Origin of the sequence: Streptomyces sp. V4I8, assembly GCF_041261225.1 — a bacterium.
Taxonomy (GTDB): Bacteria; Actinomycetota; Actinomycetes; order Streptomycetales; family Streptomycetaceae; genus Streptomyces.
Genome location: NZ_JBGCCN010000001.1, coordinates 7,713,318 through 7,730,576 on the forward strand (window position 1 = coordinate 7,713,318; position 17,259 = coordinate 7,730,576).

The following is a 17,259-nucleotide window of genomic DNA, read 5'->3' on the forward strand; positions in this document are numbered from 1 at the left end:
GTTCAGCCCACTACTCCAAGGTCACCCACCGTGTTCCTGACCATCACCACCACCGGCACTCCGGAACGTCCGGCCACCGATCTCGGCTTCCTGCTGCACAAGCATCCCGAGAAATCGCAGGCGTTCTCCACCTCCTACGGCAAGGCGCACGTCCTCTACCCGGAGGCGGAGACCGAGCGCTGCACGGCCGCGTTGCTGCTGGAGGTCGACGCGGTGGCGCTGGTCCGGCAGGGCAAGGGGAAGGGGCGGGGCGGCGCTCCCGACGCGGCGCTGGCGCAGTACGTCAACGACCGGCCGTATGCCGCCTCCTCGCTGCTCGCTGTCGCGCTCAGCAGTGTGTTCTCCAGCGCCATGCGCGGCGTGTGCAACGCGCGGCCGGGCCTTCCGGCGCAGGCGCGGCCCCTGCGGATCGAGGTGCCCTCGCTTCCGGCCCGGGGCGGCGCCGCACTCGTACAGCGGCTGTTCGAGCCGCTCGGCTGGGCGGTGACCGCCGAGCCGGTGCCGCTGGACGTGCGGTTCCCCGAGTGGGGTGACTCGCGGTATGTGCGGCTCGTCCTGGAGTCGGAGGCGCTGACCCTCGCCGAGGCCCTGAGGCATCTGTACGTCCTGCTGCCGGTTCTCGACGACGCCAAGCACTACTGGGTCGCCTCCGACGAGGTCGACAAGCTGTTGCGGGCCGGTGAGGGCTGGCTGCCGGACCACCCGGAGCAGAAGGTGATCACCAGCCGGTATCTGTCGCGCCGCTGGTCGCTGACCCGGGAGGCGATGGAGCGGCTGGAGCTGGTCCGGCTCGCGGAGGCCGACGACAGCGAGGTCGAGGACATCGACAACGCCGTCGAGGCGGAGGGGGAGACGGAGGAGAAGCCGACCCCGCTCGCCGTGCAGCGGCGGGACGCGATCATCACCGCGCTGAAGGCGTCCGGTGCCGCGCGCGTGCTCGATCTCGGGTGCGGGCAGGGGCAGTTGGTGCAGGCGCTGCTCAAGGACCCGGCGTTCACCGAGATCGTGGGCGTGGATGTGTCGATGCGGGCGCTGACCATCGCCGGGCGGCGGCTGAAGCTGGACCGGATGGGGGAGCGGCAGGCCTCGCGCGTGAAGCTCTTCCAGAGCTCCCTCGCCTACACCGACAACCGGCTCAAGGGCTACGACGCCGCCGTGCTCAGCGAGGTCATCGAGCACCTCGACCTGCCCCGGCTGCCCGCCCTGGAGTACGCGGTGTTCGGCGCCGCCCGCCCGCGGACGGTTCTGGTGACGACCCCGAACGTCGAGTACAACGTCCGCTGGGAGTCCCTCCCGGCCGGGCACGTCCGGCACGGTGACCACCGCTTCGAGTGGACGCGTGAGGAGTTCCGGGCCTGGGCGGAAGCGGTCGCCGAACGGCACGGGTACGGCGTGGAGTTCGTGCCTGTCGGGCCCGACGACCCGGAGGTGGGGCCGCCCACCCAGATGGCCGTGTTCGAGATGGGCAAAGCCGAGATGAGCACAGCCGAGACAGGTGCCGGTGCTGAGAAGAACGACGTGAACGTGAAGGAGGCGAAGGTCGCATGAGCGAGACCACCACCCGCGCAACCGAGGGACGGGTCCTGCCCGTCACCGACCTCTCCCTCGTCGTACTCGTCGGCGCCTCCGGCTCCGGCAAGTCCACCTTCGCCCGCCGGAACTTCAAGCCCACCGAGGTCATCTCCTCCGACTTCTGCCGGGGCCTGGTCTCCGACGACGAGAACGACCAGAGCGCGACCCGGGACGCCTTCGACGTCCTGCACTACATCGCGGGCAAGCGCCTGGCCGCCGGCCGCCGGACGGTCGTCGACGCCACCAGCGTGCAGCAGGACGCCCGACGGCAGCTGATCGACCTGGCCAAGCAGTACGACGTGCTGCCGATCGCCATCGTGCTCGACGTGCCTGAGGAGGTGTGCGCCGAGCGTAACGCGGGCCGCACCGACCGGGCCGACATGCCGCGCCGGGTCATCCAGCGGCACACCCGCGAACTCCGCCGCTCGCTCAGGCATCTGGAGCGCGAGGGCTTCCGCAAGGTGCACGTCCTGCGAGGCGTGGAGGACGTCGAGAACGCCACCGTCGTCACCGAGAAGCGCTTCAACGACCTGACCCACCTCACCGGCCCGTTCGACATCATCGGCGACATCCACGGCTGCGCCTCCGAACTGGAGTCGCTGCTGGGCAAGTTGGGCTACGTCGACGGCGTCCACCCGGACGGCCGTACCGCCGTCTTCGTCGGCGACCTCGTCGACCGCGGCCCGAACAGCCCGGGCGTGCTGCGGCGCGTCATGGCGATGGTGAAGTCGGGCAACGCGCTGTGCGTTCCGGGCAACCACGAGAACAAGTACGGGCGTTACCTCAAGGGCCGCAAGGTCCAGCACACCCACGGACTCGCCGAGACCATCGAGCAGATGGAGGGCGAGAGCGAGGAGTTCCGGGCCGAGGTACGGCAGTTCATCGACGGGCTCGTCAGCCACTACGTCCTTGACGGCGGGCGGCTGGTGGTCTGCCACGCCGGTCTGCCGGAGAAGTACCACGGCCGTACGTCGGGGCGGGTCCGCTCGCACGCGCTGTACGGCGACACCACCGGGGAGACCGACGAGTTCGGGCTGCCGGTGCGCTACCCGTGGGCGGAGGACTACCGGGGCCGGGCGGCCGTGGTGTACGGCCACACTCCGGTGCCGGAGGCCACCTGGCTGAACAACACCATTTGCCTGGACACCGGCGCCGTCTTCGGCGGCAAGCTGACCGCGCTGCGCTGGCCGGAGCGGGAACTGGTCGATGTACCGGCCGAGCAGGTCTGGTACGAGCCGGCCAGGCCGCTGCGGACGGAGGCACCGGGCGGACACGACGGACGGCCGCTCGACCTGGGCGACGTGCAGGGCCGCAGGGTCGTCGAGACCCGGCACTCGGGCCGGGTGTCGGTCCGTGAGGAGAACGCGGCCGCGGCCCTGGAGGTCATGAGCCGCTTCGCCGTCGACCCGCGCCTGCTGCCGTACCTTCCGCCGACCATGGCGCCTACGGCCACGAGTCACATAGAGGGCTACCTGGAGCACCCGGCGGAGGCCTTCGCGCAGTACGCGGCGGACGGCGTCGAGCGGGTCGTGTGCGAGGAGAAGCACATGGGCTCGCGGGCCGTGGCCCTGGTGTGCCGGGACGCGGAGGTCGCGCGCAAGAGGTTCGGGGTGGACGGGCCCACCGGGTCGCTGTACACCCGTACCGGTCGCCCCTTCTTCGACGACGAGTCGGTGACGGAGACGATCCTGGACCGGGTCCGGGAGGCGGTCGGCGAGGCCGGTCTCTGGGACGAGCTGGAGACGGACTGGCTGCTGCTCGACGCCGAGCTGATGCCGTGGTCGCTGAAGGCGCAGGGCCTGCTGCGCTCGCAGTACGCGGCGGTCGGCGCGGCCTCCGGGGCGGTGTTCCCCGGCGCGCTGGCCGCGCTGGAGGGCGCCGCGGCGCGCGGCGTCGACGTGTCGGACCTGCTGGCGCGCCAGCGCGAACGGGCCGCCGACGCCGCCTCGTTCGCCGAGGCGTACCGCCGGTACTGCTGGACCACGGACGGCCTGGACGGCGTGCGCCTTGCGCCGTTCCAGATCCTCGCCGTCCAGGGCCGCAGCCTCGCCGCGCTCCCGCACGACGAGCAGCTCGCGCTCCTCGACCGGCTGGTGGAGCACGACGGCACGGGTCTTCTCCAGACGACCCGACGTCTCTACGTCGACACCGGTGACCCGGAGTCGGTCCAGGCCGGCGTCGACTGGTGGCTGGAGATGACCGGCCGGGGCGGCGAGGGCATGGTCGTCAAGCCGCTCGGGGCGGTCGTGCGCAGCGGGGAGGGGCGCCTGGTCCAGCCGGGCATCAAGTGCCGGGGCCGTGAGTACCTGCGGATCATCTACGGTCCGGAGTACACGCGCCCGGACAACCTGGCCCGGCTGCGGCAGCGGTTCCTCAACCACAAGCGGTCCCTCGCCATCCGCGAGTACGCGCTCGGTCTGGAGGCCCTGGACCGGCTGGCCGAGGGCGAGCCGCTGTGGCGGGTGCACGAGGCGGTGTTCGGGGTGCTGGCGCTGGAGTCGGAGCCGGTGGACCCGCGGCTGTGACGGTCAGCGGCTGTCGACGGTCAGTGGCTGTCTACGTCAGTGGCCGTACACGGTCAGCCGACGAGTCGCAGCCGCTCCCGGCACACGCCCACGCGGAGGGTCTGACCCCAGGTCAGCTCCACCGCGTCCGTCTCCATCCCGTCCCCGAAGGCGACGAGCCGTTCGGACTCCACGGTGAGGTGGAGACGGTTCGCGGCGGCGAGTTCCCCCGCCACCAGTGAGGTACCGGTGGCGGGGGACGGCCAGGCCTCCCGCACGAACCACAGCAGGCGTTCCTCCGTGGGGGCGGGCAGCCGCAGCCGCCCGCCCCGCTCCTGCCACACCGACCGGATCCAGCCGGTCGCCCCCGTCCCGGTGCCGATCAGCACCCCGGACGAGGCCTGGGCCTCGACGACACCCCCGTCGTCCTCCAGGCCCAGGCGGTATCGGGCCGTCTGGTGTCCGACGGCGCCCAGGTAGATCTCGTTCAGGGCCACGAGCCGCTGCGTGTCGTCGGCGACGGCCTCCACCATGATGAGTTCGTCGCAGCGGACCCCTCCCGATTGCGTGGCGGCGAGCAACGGGCCGGCGTCCTCGGCGCGGTGGCGCACCAGGACGCCCGGGTTGCGGCCGGGGTCGGTGTCGATGCCCAGGACCGGCTGCCCGGCCAGGTACTTGGCCACGTTCGCGACCAGCCCGTCCTGGCCGACCACGACCACCACGTCCTCCGGCGCGAACAGGAACCGGTCCAGGTCGGCCCGCTCCACCCGGTTCTGACGCCAGGTCAGCGGGATCGCCGAGGCCACTGCCGTGAGCGCCCGGCGTGTCCGCTGGTGGCGTTCGGCGACCTCCGCGATGTCGCGGCCCCGGGAGGCGAGGAAGAAGGCGGCCTGGCCGTGGGTGCCGTGCCGGGCCACCAACTCCTCGTACTCCGTGGTGCGGTGGACGAGAACGACCCGCGGGGCGAGGCTCACGCCTGCTCCCGCGTACCGAGCCTGGCGAGCAGCCCCGTCAGCACGTCCGGCGACACCGTCACGCTGTCGATCCGCGGCAGGTTCTCCGCCAGCCGCGTGCCGGTGAGGGCGTGCAGCGTCGCCACGTCCACCTCCGCGTGCACCCGCAGCCAGGCCGCCTGTGCCTGCGCCCGCGCCGCACCGACCTCGCGCGCGCCCTCGGCCTCCGCCCGGGCCAGCCGTACGGACCGTGCGGCCTCCGCCTCCGCGAGCCGCACCGTCCGGGCCGCTTCCGCCTCGGCCCGCACCGCGTCCGCGGCAGCGCTCTCCTCGGCCTCGCGGCGTGCGTTCGTGCCGCGCTGTTCCACCAACTGCTCCTCGCGGCGGGCGAGTTCGATCTGGCTGGCCAGTTCGTTCTCGGCGATCGCGCGCTCCCGCTCGACGGCCACCGCACGCCGCTCGTACGTCGCCCGGTCCGCCTCCTGCTGGATCTGCTCGCGGGCCGGGGTGCGCAGCGCCCGCTCCACCTCCGGCTCCGGACGCAGCGCCACGACGCGTACGGCGACCACCTCGATGCCGGTCGCCGGGAGACGGGGCTCGCCGGCCAGGCCCGCCGCGATCCGCTCCCGCACCGCCGTCACGCCGTCGACCAGCGCCGCCGACAGCGACGTACGGGACAGGACGTCCAGCGCGTGCTGCTGGGCCGTCTCCGTCAGGAGCGTCCCCAGCTGCTCCAGCGGTGTGCCCCGCCAGGCGCCGGTGTCCGGGTCGACGGAGAAGTCCAGGCGCGTCGCGGCCAGGGCCGGGTCGCTGATCCGGTAGGTGACCGTCGCCTGGACGGCCACGTCCTGGAAGTCGGACGTACGGGCATGGAAGGTCATCGCCAACTCGCGGTCGTCGACCGGCACTTCGGAGAGCGCGGCGGTCAGCGCCCGGTACCAGAAGCTGAGTCCGGGGCCGTCGTGCAGCAGCTTTCCGCCGCGGTGGTGGCGGATGTGCGCCGTGGGCGCGCCGCGCAGATGGCGCCAGCCGAGGCGCCGGGTGATGTCGGCCATGGGATCCCCTCCATCATTTCTCGTCATGTAGACGATAAGCGGGTGGCCTGGTTGTCGTCAAGGGGACGAAAACGAGTGGAGGGCAAGGAGGTCAAGCAGGGGGTGAAGGCGGCCTCCGATGGTCAGGATGGAGGCATGGGATTCCATGTCGACTCCGAGGCCGGGCGGCTGCGCCGCGTCATCCTTCACCGGCCCGATCTAGAGCTCAAAAGGCTCACCCCCAGCAACAAGGACGCCCTGCTCTTCGACGACGTGCTGTGGGTGCGCCGGGCGCGCGCCGAGCATGACGGGTTCGCCGACGTCCTGCGCGACCGAGGGGTCACCGTCCATCTCTTCGGCGACCTGCTGACCGAGGCCCTGGAGATCCCGGTGGCCCGCACGCTCGTCCTGGACCGGGTCTTCGACGAGAAGGAGTACGGGGTGCTGGCCACGGACCACCTCCGTGCGGCCTTCGAGAGCCTGCCCTCGGCCGAGCTGGCCGAGGCCCTGGTCGGCGGCATGACCAAACGGGAGTTCCTGGAGGCGCACCCCGAGCCGACCTCCGTGCGCTTCCATGTCATGGAGCTCGACGACTTCCTCCTCGCGCCCCTGCCCAATCACCTCTTCACCCGGGACACCTCCGCCTGGATCTATGACGGCGTCTCCGTCAACGCCATGCGCTGGCCCGCCCGGCAGCGCGAGACCGTGCACTTCGAGGCGATCTACCGGCATCACCCGCTGTTCCGTGATGAAACGTTCCGCGTCTGGTCCGAGGGACAGGCCGACTACCCCTCCACCATCGAGGGCGGGGACGTCCTGGTGATCGGCAACGGCGCGGTCCTCATCGGGATGAGCGAGCGGACCACACCCCAGGCCGTCGAGATGCTCGCCCATAAGCTGTTCGCCGCCGGCTCCGCGCAGACGATCGTGGCCCTCGACATGCCCAAGCGGCGCGCCCTCATGCACCTCGACACCGTGATGACCATGGTCGACGGCGATGTCTTCACCCAGTACGCCGGGCTCGGCATGCTCCGCTCGTACACCATCGAACCGGGCGCCGGCGACAAGGAGCTGAAGGTCACCGACCACCCGCCGGAGCACATGCACCGCGCGATCGCCGCCGCCCTGGGGCTGAGTGAGATCCGCGTCCTGACCGCGACCCAGGACGTCCACGCGGCCGAGCGCGAGCAGTGGGACGACGGCTGCAATGTGCTGGCCGTCGAGCCGGGTGTCGTCGTCGCCTATGAGCGGAACTCCACCACCAACACGCATCTGCGCAAGCAGGGCGTCGAAGTGATCGAGATCCCGGGGAGCGAGCTGGGGCGGGGGAGGGGCGGGCCGCGCTGTATGAGCTGTCCGGTGGAGCGGGAGGCCGTATAGAAATGCTGAATTTCGTATAGACTTCCAAAGTCCCTGTACTCGCACCACTGGAGCGCCCCCATGGCGACTGTCCCGAGCGCCCTCGCCGGCCGCCACTTCCTCAAGGAGCTCGACTTCACCGAGCAGGAGTTCCTCGGGCTGATCGAGCTGGCCGCCGAGCTGAAGGCCGCCAAGAAGGCCGGGGCCGAGACGCCCTGCCTGCGGGGCAGGAACATCGCGCTGATCTTCGAGAAGACCTCGACGCGCACGCGCTGCGCGTTCGAGGTCGCGGCCGCCGACCAGGGCGCCTCAACGACGTACCTCGACCCGTCCGGCTCGCAGATCGGGCACAAGGAGTCCGTGAAGGACACCGCGCGTGTGCTGGGCCGGATGTACGACGGGATCGAGTACCGCGGCGACAGCCAGGCGAAGGTGGAGGAGCTGGCCGCGTACGCGGGCGTGCCCGTCTACAACGGCCTGACCGACGACTGGCACCCCACGCAGATGCTCGCGGACGTCCTGACGATGACGGAGCACAGCGCCAAGCCGCTCAAGGAGATCGCCTTCGCCTACCTGGGCGACGCCCGCTTCAACATGGGCAACTCGTACCTGATCACCGGTGCGCTGCTCGGCATGGACGTGCGGATCGTGGCCCCCAAGGAGTACTGGCCGGGTGACGGGGTCGTGGCCCGGGCCCGCAAGCTGGCGGAGGGCAGCGGCGCCGTCATCACGCTCACCGAGGACGTGGCCGACGGGGTCCGTGGCGCCGACTTCGTCGCCACGGACGTCTGGGTCTCCATGGGGGAGCCCAAGGAGGTCTGGGACGAGCGGATCGCCGCGCTCGGGGCCTATGCGGTGACCATGGACGTCCTGCGCGCCACCGGCAATCCGGACGTCAGGTTCCTGCACTGTCTGCCGGCTTTCCATGATCTCGGCACGAAGGTCGGGCGTGAGATCTTCGAGAGCCATGGTCTGGAGTCCCTTGAGGTGACCGACGAGGTGTTCGAGTCGGAGTACTCGGTGGTCTTCGATGAGGCGGAGAACCGGATGCACACGATCAAGGCCGTGCTGGTGGCGACGCTGGGTTGAGGGACGGGCGTTGCGCCGTAGGGGGCGCGTTGGTTGCCGGCTGCCGGTCGTGTGTGGTTGATCGCGCGGTTCCCCGCGCCCCTAGGGGGTTTACGTCGGCCGGCGTTGCGCTGGTACCACCGGCAGTCTGAACCAGACCGCCTTGCCCGAGTCCGTCGGGCGGTGGCCGCAGGACGAGCTCAGGGCGCGGATCAGCACCAGGCCGCGGCCGTGTTCCTGCCAGGGGTCGGGCTCGCCGGGCGTCGGGTGGGTCAGATTGCCCGGCGGGGCCGGGTCCGGGTCGTGGACCTCGACCTGGCAGCCGGACGGCAGCAGCTCCACCACGAGCTCTATCCGGCCGTCGCCCGCGGTGTGCTCCACGGCGTTCGCGACCAGCTCCGCCGTGAGCAGCTCCGCGGTGTCGCTGTCGGCGGCGTGCTCCAGCTCGGCCAGCGCCGTACGGACCAGCGCGCGCGCCACGGGCACGGCCGCGGCCGTGTGCGGCAGCGCGATGCGCCAGGAGGCGGATGCGGACGGGCGATCTTGCAAGGTGGGTCCGTTCATGAGCAGGCTGTCCTGCTTTCAACCTTATGAATGGTACGGCGCCACCCGGCAGAGGCTCCGAAGGGCACCGTTCGGGACCTTCGGCCCCGACTGATGGGCGGCTTACCCGGGTGAACGTGCGGCCTCGCGCGGCTGATCCCACCGTTACGCGGGTGTCGACGAGCCGTGACCGATGTGACGGGGCCAGGTCACACTCGAATGGGTTATCGCGCGACCGTGACGACAGTCAAAGTTGGGTGATAGCTTCGAAGGGGAGAGCTCGGAGGGCAGAGCTCCGTGATGCAGTGCCCGCCGTCCGCCCGAGGAGGCCGCACGTCATGAGTCCCTTCACCGGCTCCGCCGCCCGCACCTCCGACTGGAAACATCTGCGGGTCGAGCACGCCGACGAGGTCGCCACCGTCACTCTCGCCCGCCCCGAGAAACTCAACGCGCTCACCTTCGGCGCCTACGCCGACCTGCGCGATCTGCTCGCCGAGCTGTCCCGGGAGCGGGCGGTGCGGGCCCTGGTACTGGCCGGCGAGGGCCGCGGCTTCTGCTCCGGCGGCGACGTCGACGAGATCATCGGCGCGACCCTGTCCATGGACACCGCCCAGCTTCTCGACTTCAACCGGATGACCGGACAGGTCGTGCGCGCCGTACGGGAGTGTCCGTTCCCGGTGATCGCGGCGGTGCACGGGGTGGCCGCCGGGGCCGGGGCGGTACTCGCCCTCGCGGCCGACTTCCGCATCGCCGACCCCACCGCCCGCTTCGCCTTCCTCTTCACCCGGGTCGGCCTGTCCGGCGGCGACATGGGCGCGGCCTACCTGCTGCCCAGGGTCGTCGGCCTGGGCCACGCCACCCGCCTGCTCATGCTGGGCGAACCGGTCCGCGCGCCCGAGGCCGAGCGCATCGGCCTGATCAGCGAGCTCACGGACGAGGGCAGGGTCGATGAGGCAGCCCAGACCCTGGCCCGCCGCCTCGCCGACGGCCCGGCACTGGCGTACGCCCAGACCAAGGCCCTGCTGACGGCCGAGCTGGACATGCCGCTCGCGGCGGCCGTGGAAATGGACGCCTCGACGCAGGCCCTCCTGATGAACGGTGCGGACTACGCGGAGTTCCACGCGGCCTTCACGGAGAAGCGCCCGCCGAAGTGGCGGGGGAGGTAGGGATGTTCTCGGCCAAGGGGACTGCATCGCCCTCAGGGGCGCGGGGCCGTGCTGAATTTGCGGCTAACGCCGCGTGGGCGCGACCAGCCCCCACGAACCCGCAGCCGCCGAACAAGACCAGCCACCCCCAACGAGTCGCCATCATCGGAGGCGGCCCCGGCGGCCTCTACGCCGCAGCGTTGCTGAAACGCCTCGACCCATCCCGCGAGATCACCGTCTGGGAACGCAACGCCCCCGACGACACCTTCGGCTTCGGAGTAGTCCTCTCGGACGAAACCCTCGGCGGCATCGAACACGCCGACCCACTCGTCTACCAGGCCCTCCGCGAGGAATTCATCCGCTGGGACGACATCGACATCGTCCACCGCAACACCCGCCAAACCTCCGGAGGACACGGCTTCGCGGCCCTGGGCCGAAAACGCCTCCTGGAAATCCTCCACGCCCGCTGCCGCGAACTCGGCGTAGAGCTCCGCTTTCGCGCCGAGGCGCCCCCGCCGGAGACGCTCGCGGAGACCTACGACCTGGTCATCGCCGCAGATGGTGTGCACAGCACCACTCGTGAGGCGTACGCCCATGTGTTCCGCCCCTATGTGGCCAGCCACCACTGCCGTTACATCTGGCTGGCCGCCGACTTCGCCTTCGACGCCTTCCGTTTCGAGATCGCCGAGACCGAGCACGGCGTGATGCAGTTGCACGGCTACCCGTACGCGGCCGACGCCTCCACGGTCATCGTCGAGATGCGGGAAGAGGTCTGGCAGGCGGCCGGGTTCGCGGAAGTCGACGAGCAGGAGTCGGTCGAGCGCTGCGCCAAGATCTTCGCGGAAGCGCTCCGCGGACGTCCGCTCAAGTCCAACAAGTCGGCGTGGACCACCTTTCGCACGGTCGTCAACGAGCGCTGGTCGCACGGCAACATCGTCCTGCTCGGCGACGCCGCCCACACCGCCCACTTCTCCATCGGCTCCGGCACCAAGCTGGCCGTCGAAGATGCCCTCGCGCTCGCCGCCTGCATGGAGGAGCAGCCTTCCCTGGAGCGGGCGTTGGCGGCATACGAGCAGGAGCGCAAACCGGTCGTCGCCTCCACGCAGCGCGCCGCCCGCGCCAGCCTGGAGTGGTTCGAGAACCTCGGCCTCTACCTCGGCCAGCCACCCCGCCAGTTCGCCTTCAACCTCCTCACGCGCAGCCGCCGCGTCACCCACGACAACCTGCGCCTGCGCGACACCCACTTCACCGAGGCCGTGGAACGCGACTTCGGCTGTCCGTCCGGCACGCCCCCGATGTTCACCCGGTTCCGGCTGCGCGGCCTGACCCTGCGCAACCGGGTCGTCGTGTCCCCGATGGACATGTACTCGGCCACCGACGGCGTCCCCGGCGACTTCCACCTCGTTCATCTCGGCGCCCGCGCCCTCGGTGGCGCCGGCCTGGTGATGACCGAGATGGTGTGCGTGAGCCCGGAGGGGCGGATCACCCCCGGCTGTGCCGGCCTCTACAACGGAAAACAGGGGGAGGCCTGGCGGCGGATCGTGCAGTTCGTGCACGCGCAGGCGCCCGGCACCGCGATCGGCGTGCAGCTCGGCCACAGCGGGCGCAAGGGCTCGACCAAGCTGATGTGGGAGGGCATCGACGAGCCGCTGGACGACGGCAACTGGCCGCTCGTGGCCCCGTCCCCGATCCCGTACAAGCCGTACAGCCAGACCCCGCGCGAGCTGACCCGCTCCCAACTCACCGACATACGCGAGCAGTTCACGGCCGCCGCCTGGCGCGCCGCCCGCGCCGGGTTCGATCTCCTCGAACTCCACTGCGCGCACGGCTATCTGCTCTCCGGCTTCCTCTCCCCGCTGACCAACCGCCGCACGGACGCCTACGGCGGCTCCCTGGAGAAGCGGCTGAGGTTCCCGCTCGAAGTCTTCGACGCGATCCGGGCCGTATGGCCCGAGGAACGGCCCATGACCGTCCGTATCTCCGCCACCGACTGGGCCGAGGGCGGCACGACGGCCGAGGACGCCGTCGAGCTCGCCCGCGCCTTCGCCGCGCACGGCGCCGACGCCATCGACGTGTCGACCGGGCAGGTCGTGGCCGACGAGCAGCCGGAGTTCGGGCGGTCGTACCAGACGCCGTACGCCGACCGGATCCGCCATGTCACCGGCCTCCCGGTCATCGCGGTCGGCGCCATTTCGTCGTGGGACGACGTCAACTCGCTGATCCTGGCGGGCCGTACGGACCTGTGCGCCCTGGCCCGACCGCACCTCTACGACCCGCACTGGACGCTGCACGCCGCGGCCGAGCAGGGCTACGACGGTCCGGGCGTCGTGTGGCCGGCCCCGTACCGGGCGGGCAGCCGCCGTCCGCAGACCGGACGCACGGACGCCCCCAAGCCCCGCCTCACTTTGGGGAGTTGAGATTCACCATGCCCGCCGTGAGCGTCGCGCCGTCCGCCGGGTCGATCAGGATGAACGCGCCGGTGCGGCGGGAGACCGCGTAGTCGTCCAGCGCGAGCGGCTCGGCGGTGCGCAGGGTGACGCGCCCCAGGTCGTTCGCGTGCAACGCGGTCGCGCCGCCCAGGTCCCGGACGACGGCTCTGACCGTCGTGGTCGTGTGCCGGACCAGGACTCGGTCGCAGACCCGCAGAGGCCGGTCGGCCAGGTGACAGACGGCCGCGGTGACGTCCCGGGTGAGCGTGGGGACGTCGACACCCGCGGTGATCATTGCGCCGCGCGAGACGTCTCGCCGGCCGGCGAGACGCAGACTGATCGACTGCGGGGCGAACGCCTCCTCGACGGCCGTCCCGAGCACATCGATGCCGGCGATCTCCGTGGTCCCGCCGGAGGGATGGACCGTGACCCGGTCGCCCACCCGTAGCGAGCCGGACACCAACTGGCCCGCGTAGTAACGGAATTCACCGTCACGGATGACGTACTGGACGGGGAAGCGGGCGGGCGCGTCAGCGGCTTCCACCCCGACCGGGACGCGCTCCAGGAACTCCAGCAGCGCCGGGCCCGGGTACCAGCCCATGTGGGCCGAGCATTCCACGACGTTGTCACCGACGAGCGCCGACACCGGGATCGGTGTGAAGCCGGGAAGGCCCAGCTCGGCCGCGTGGCCCGCGAAGCCCTCGACGATACGGTCGAACGCCTGCTCCTCGCACCCGGCCCGGTCCATCTTGTTGACGGCGAGGACCACGTGCGGCACCCGGAGCAGCTCGGCCACGGCGGCGTGTCTGCGGGTCTGCTCGACGACGCCGTGGCGGGCGTCGACCAGGATGATCGCCAGTTCGGCGGTGGAGGCGCCGGTGACCATGTTGCGGGTGTACTGCACATGGCCGGGGGTGTCGGCGAGGATGAACCGGCGCCGGGGCGTGGCGAAGTAGCGGTACGCCACGTCGATGGTGATGCCCTGTTCGCGCTCGGCGCGCAGCCCGTCCGTGAGCAGGGCGAGGTCGGGGGCATCCTGGCCGCGGTTGCGGGAGGCGTGCTCGACGGCCTCCAGCTGGTCGGCGAGGACCGACTTGGAGTCGTGCAGCAGCCGGCCGACCAGGGTGGACTTGCCGTCGTCGACGGAGCCCGCCGTGGCGAACCGAAGCGTGTCAACGGTCATGACTAGAAGTACCCTTCGCGCTTACGGTCTTCCATCGCGGCCTCGGAGAGCTTGTCGTCGGCGCGGGTGGCGCCGCGCTCGGTGAGCCGGGAGGCGGCGATCTCGGCGATCACCTTCTCGATGGTGTCGGCGTCGGAGTCCACGGCGCCGGTGCAGGACATGTCGCCCACGGTGCGATAGCGGACCTGCCGTTTCTCCACGGTCTCGTGCTTGCGGGGTCCGCCCCAGTCACCCGCCGTCAGCCACATGCCGTTGCGCTGGAACACCTCGCGCCGATGGGCGAAGTAGATGTCCGGCAGCGCTAGGTGCTCGCGGGCTATGTACTGACTCCTGCGGCGTCTGGAGCTGGGTGGGAAGGACGAGCGACGGGTCCACCGGCGGCTCGTACGGGTCGTCGACGCCGGTCAGCCCGGAGAGCTGTCCGGCAGCCTGCCGGGCGTACAGCCCCTTCACATCGCGCTCGCTGCACACCTCGACCGGGGTGGCCACATGGACCTCGACGTAGGGCGTGGCGCTGGCCTCATGGCGTTTGCGCACGGCCTCGCGGCTGTCGGCGTAGGGCGCGATCACGGGGACGACGGACAGGACGCCGTTGCGGGCGAGCACCTCGGAGACCAGCCCGATGCGCTGCACGTTGGTGTTGCGGTCCTCCCGTGAGAAGCCGAGGCCGGCGGAGAGGAAGCGGCGTATCTCGTCGCCGTCGAGGACCTCCACGCGATGTCCCTCGGCCTTCAGCCGGTCCCCGAGCAGGCGGGCGATGGTCGTCTTCCCCGCGCTCGGCAATCCCGTGAGCCAGACGGTGCCTCCCTGGCTCCTTGCCGTGGTGGTCATGCGCAACGTTCCTCATTTCTTACCCGGCGGACGACCCGATGGACGCTAGGTAAGGAACTTGAGAAGAGACGCAGAGGAACCTGAGGGTTCCGTGAGTGGCGCGTGCTGTGCCCGAGGTCACAGACCGGCGTACGCGGCTCCCGCGTCCCGCAGACGCTCGTGCAGGCCCCGGAACACGGCGGCCGAGCGCGCGCCCGGCCAGTCCGCCGGCAGCAGCCGGGCGGGCAGGCCGGGGTCGGTGTAGGGGAGGTGGCGCCAGGAGTCCAGGGCGAGGAGGTAGTCGCGGTACGCCTCCTCGGGCACGGTGTCCCGCCGGCGCTCCCAGTCGTGCAGCACGCGCGCGTGGCGGTCGAGGAACGCCTCGTGCTCCTTGGCGATCGCGGCCAGGTCCCACCAACGGGCGACGGCCTCGACGGTCGGCGTGAAGCCGAGGTGCTCGCCGCGGAAGAAGTCGACGTACTCCTCCAGGCGCAGCCGCTGAAGGGTGTGCCGGGCCTCCTCGTAGAGCCGCGCCGGCGCGATCCACACGCCCGGCGCCGCCGTCCCGAAACCCAGGCCGGCCAGCCGGGAGCGCAGGACGTGCCGCTTCTGCCGCTCCGACTCCGGCACCGAGAACACCGCGAGCACCCAGCCCTCGTCCTCGGGCGGCGCGGTGCTGTAGATGCGCCGGTCGCCGTCGTCGAGCAACTGGCGGGCCTCCGGCGACAGTTCGTATCCCGCAGCGCCCTGTGCCGTACGGGCCGGCAGCAGGAGCCCGCGTCGTTTCAGCCGCGACACCGAGGAACGTACCGAAGGAGCGTCCACGCCGACCGCGGCCAGCAGTCTGATCAGCTCGGCGACCGGCACCGGGCCGGACATATAGCGGCCGTAGGCGCCGTAGAGCGTGACGATGAGAGACCGTGGTGCATGCTGGTCGGACACGTTGATCATCTTAGGTCGTACGGATCACTGCTGGTCACCCTGCGGGTTACTACCCGCGCGCAGCCGGAAACGCTGGAGCTTGCCGGTCGCCGTGCGCGGCAGCGCGTCCAGGAAGACGATCTCGCGCGGGCATTTGTACGGCGCCAGCTCGGCCTTGACGAACGCGCGCAGCGCCTCCACGTCCCGTCGCGCCCCCTCCCTGAGCACGGCGTATGCCACCACGACCTGTCCGCGCGCCTCGTCGGGCCGCCCCACCACCGCCGTCTCCACCACGTCCGGGTGGCGCAGCAGGGCCTCCTCGACCTCGGGGCCCGCGATGTTGTAACCGGCCGAGATGATCATGTCGTCCGCGCGGGCGACATAGCGGAAGTAGCCGTCACTCTCCCGGACGTACGTGTCGCCGGTGATGTTCCAGCCGTCGCGCACGTACTCGCGCTGCCGGGGGTCGGCGAGATAGCGGCAGCCGACCGGTCCGCGCACGGCGAGCAGGCCGGGCTCTCCGTCGGGCTGCTCCCGGCCCTCGTGGTCGACCACGCGCGCGTGCCACCCCGGTACCGGCATCCCCGTCGTCCCGGGCCTGATGCGCTCGTCGGCGGCCGAGATGAAGATGTGCAGCAGCTCGGTGGCGCCGATGCCGTTGATGATGCGCAGCCCGGTCCGCTCGTGCCAGGCCCGCCAGGTGGCGGCGGGCAGGTTCTCGCCTGCCGAGACGCAGCGGCGCAGTGAGGAGAGGTCGTGCGAGTCGAGTTCGTCGAGCATCGCGCGGTACGCCGTGGGCGCGGTGAACAGCACGGACACCCGGTGTTCGGCGATCGCGGGCAACAGCTGTCTGGGGCCGGCCTGTTCGAGAAGCAGGGCGCTGGCGCCGGCCCGCATCGGGAAGATGACGAGACCGCCGAGACCGAAGGTGAAGCCGAGCGGGGGACTGCCGGTGAAGACGTCCCCCACATGTGGTTGGAGCACATGCTCCGAGAAGGTGTCGGCTATCGCGAGCACATCCCGATGGAAGTGCATACAGCCCTTGGCTCGTCCGGTGGTCCCGGAGGTGAAGGCGATGAGTGCGACGTCGTCGGCCGCGGTGTCGGCGGCGGGGTACGGCGCGTCGGGTGCCGGGCGGCGCAACAGGTCGTCGGGGGCGTCGCCGCCGTACGTCGTGATCCGCAGCCCCGGTATCTCGGCCTTGGCGAGGTCGTCGACGGCCCGGATGTCGCACAGGGCGTGCCGCACCCGGGCGATCTCGCAGATGGTCCGCAGCTCGTGCGGCCGCTGCTGGGCCAGCACGGTGACGGCGACCGCGCCCGCCTTCAGCACCGCGAGCCAGCAGGCGGCCAGCCAGGGCGTGGTCGGGCCGCGCAGCAGCACCCGGTTGCCCGGGACGACGCCGAGGTGGTCGGTGAGCACATGGGCGAGCCGGTCGACGCGGGCGCGCAGTGTGCCGTACGTCCATGTGGCGCCGGACGGCGTGTGGAACACGGGACGCTCGTCGTCGGGGCCGTCGAGCAACTCGGCGGCGGCGTTGAGCCGATCGGGGTAGCGCAGCCCCGGCAGGTCGAAGCGGAGCTCGGGCCACTGGTCGGGCGGTGGCAGATGCTCGCGGGCGAAGGTGTCGACGTGGGCGGAGCGGTGCAGACCGGCCATGGCGGTTCGCCCCCTTGCCGTATGGGCTGCCTTGTGGGCTTCGTGCTTCTTGGCGTCGCGGTGGGCCAAGCGGGTCCGG

Annotated in this window: 13 protein-coding genes and 1 pseudogene; 6 read left to right on the forward strand and 8 right to left on the reverse strand. The window is 71.2% G+C overall.

The genetic code is table 11. From position 1 onward, the window contains the following. Positions 1-30: 30 nt before the first annotated feature. Positions 31-1,548 (forward strand): 3' terminal RNA ribose 2'-O-methyltransferase Hen1, encoded by a 1,518-nt coding sequence (locus tag ABIE67_RS35115; RefSeq protein WP_370265469.1) that lies wholly within the window; start codon positions 31-33, stop codon positions 1,546-1,548. Continuing rightward, entirely contained in the window at positions 1,545-4,097 is a 2,553-nt protein-coding gene (locus ABIE67_RS35120; protein WP_370265471.1) for a polynucleotide kinase-phosphatase, read from the forward strand. The genes ABIE67_RS35115 and ABIE67_RS35120 overlap by 4 nt, the downstream gene beginning before the upstream one ends. A 53-nt stretch (positions 4,098-4,150) precedes the next feature. On the opposite strand, the gene ABIE67_RS35125 is transcribed toward ABIE67_RS35120, so the two are convergent. Both ABIE67_RS35125 and ABIE67_RS35130 read right to left on the reverse strand, forming a co-directional pair. Then, entirely contained in the window at positions 4,151-5,050 is a 900-nt protein-coding gene (locus tag ABIE67_RS35125; protein ID WP_370265473.1) for a hypothetical protein, read from the reverse strand. Further along, complete coding sequence (locus ABIE67_RS35130; protein ID WP_370265476.1) at positions 5,047-6,084, reverse strand: SPFH domain-containing protein; 1,038 nt, start codon at positions 6,082-6,084, stop codon at positions 5,047-5,049. The genes ABIE67_RS35125 and ABIE67_RS35130 overlap by 4 nt, the downstream gene beginning before the upstream one ends. A 135-nt stretch (positions 6,085-6,219) precedes the next feature. Between ABIE67_RS35130 and ABIE67_RS35135 the strand changes: the two genes are divergently transcribed. Beyond that, positions 6,220-7,443 (forward strand): arginine deiminase, encoded by a 1,224-nt coding sequence (locus ABIE67_RS35135; RefSeq protein WP_370265478.1) that lies wholly within the window; start codon positions 6,220-6,222, stop codon positions 7,441-7,443. Positions 7,444-7,503: 60 nt separating this feature from the next. Beyond that, entirely contained in the window at positions 7,504-8,511 is a 1,008-nt protein-coding gene (gene argF, locus ABIE67_RS35140) for an ornithine carbamoyltransferase (RefSeq protein ID WP_370265479.1), read from the forward strand. Between the two features lie 90 nt (positions 8,512-8,601). On the opposite strand, the gene ABIE67_RS35145 is transcribed toward argF, so the two are convergent. After that, the gene (locus ABIE67_RS35145; RefSeq protein WP_370265481.1) at positions 8,602-9,054 is read right to left on the reverse strand and encodes an ATP-binding protein; all 453 of its coding nucleotides are present in this window, start codon (positions 9,052-9,054) and stop codon (positions 8,602-8,604) included. A gap of 317 nt (positions 9,055-9,371) precedes the next feature. On the opposite strand from ABIE67_RS35145, the gene ABIE67_RS35150 reads away from it, so the two are divergent. Together ABIE67_RS35150 and ABIE67_RS35155 are read left to right on the forward strand one after the other, a co-directional pair. Further along, positions 9,372-10,199, forward strand: a complete 828-nt coding sequence (locus tag ABIE67_RS35150) for an enoyl-CoA hydratase family protein (protein ID WP_370265483.1) — start codon at positions 9,372-9,374, stop codon at positions 10,197-10,199. A 2-nt stretch (positions 10,200-10,201) separates the two neighbouring features. Then, positions 10,202-12,595, forward strand: a complete 2,394-nt coding sequence (locus ABIE67_RS35155; RefSeq protein ID WP_370265485.1) for a bifunctional salicylyl-CoA 5-hydroxylase/oxidoreductase — start codon at positions 10,202-10,204, stop codon at positions 12,593-12,595. On the opposite strand, the gene ABIE67_RS35160 is transcribed toward ABIE67_RS35155, so the two are convergent. The 5 genes and pseudogenes from ABIE67_RS35160 to ABIE67_RS35180 all read right to left on the reverse strand — a co-directional run bounded on the left by ABIE67_RS35160 (position 12,579) and on the right by ABIE67_RS35180 (position 17,180). Beyond that, positions 12,579-13,790 carry a sulfate adenylyltransferase subunit 1 gene (locus tag ABIE67_RS35160; RefSeq protein ID WP_370265487.1) on the reverse strand — a complete coding sequence of 404 codons (1,212 nt, stop codon included), beginning with the start codon at positions 13,788-13,790 and terminating at the stop codon, positions 12,579-12,581. The genes ABIE67_RS35155 and ABIE67_RS35160 overlap by 17 nt on opposite strands. 2 nt (positions 13,791-13,792) lie before the next feature. Then, a pseudogene (locus ABIE67_RS35165) lies at positions 13,793-14,116 on the reverse strand (sulfate adenylyltransferase small subunit); the annotation flags it as partial. Then, positions 14,019-14,621: an adenylyl-sulfate kinase gene (gene cysC, locus ABIE67_RS35170; RefSeq protein ID WP_370265490.1), complete on the reverse strand. Its 603-nt coding sequence runs from the start codon at positions 14,619-14,621 to the stop codon at positions 14,019-14,021. The gene cysC and the pseudogene ABIE67_RS35165, both read right to left, overlap by 98 nt. 117 nt (positions 14,622-14,738) lie before the next feature. Further along, complete coding sequence (locus ABIE67_RS35175; protein ID WP_370265492.1) at positions 14,739-15,551, reverse strand: PaaX family transcriptional regulator C-terminal domain-containing protein; 813 nt, start codon at positions 15,549-15,551, stop codon at positions 14,739-14,741. A gap of 15 nt (positions 15,552-15,566) precedes the next feature. Continuing rightward, positions 15,567-17,180: an AMP-binding protein gene (locus tag ABIE67_RS35180; protein WP_370265493.1), complete on the reverse strand. Its 1,614-nt coding sequence runs from the start codon at positions 17,178-17,180 to the stop codon at positions 15,567-15,569. Positions 17,181-17,259 lie beyond the last annotated feature (79 nt).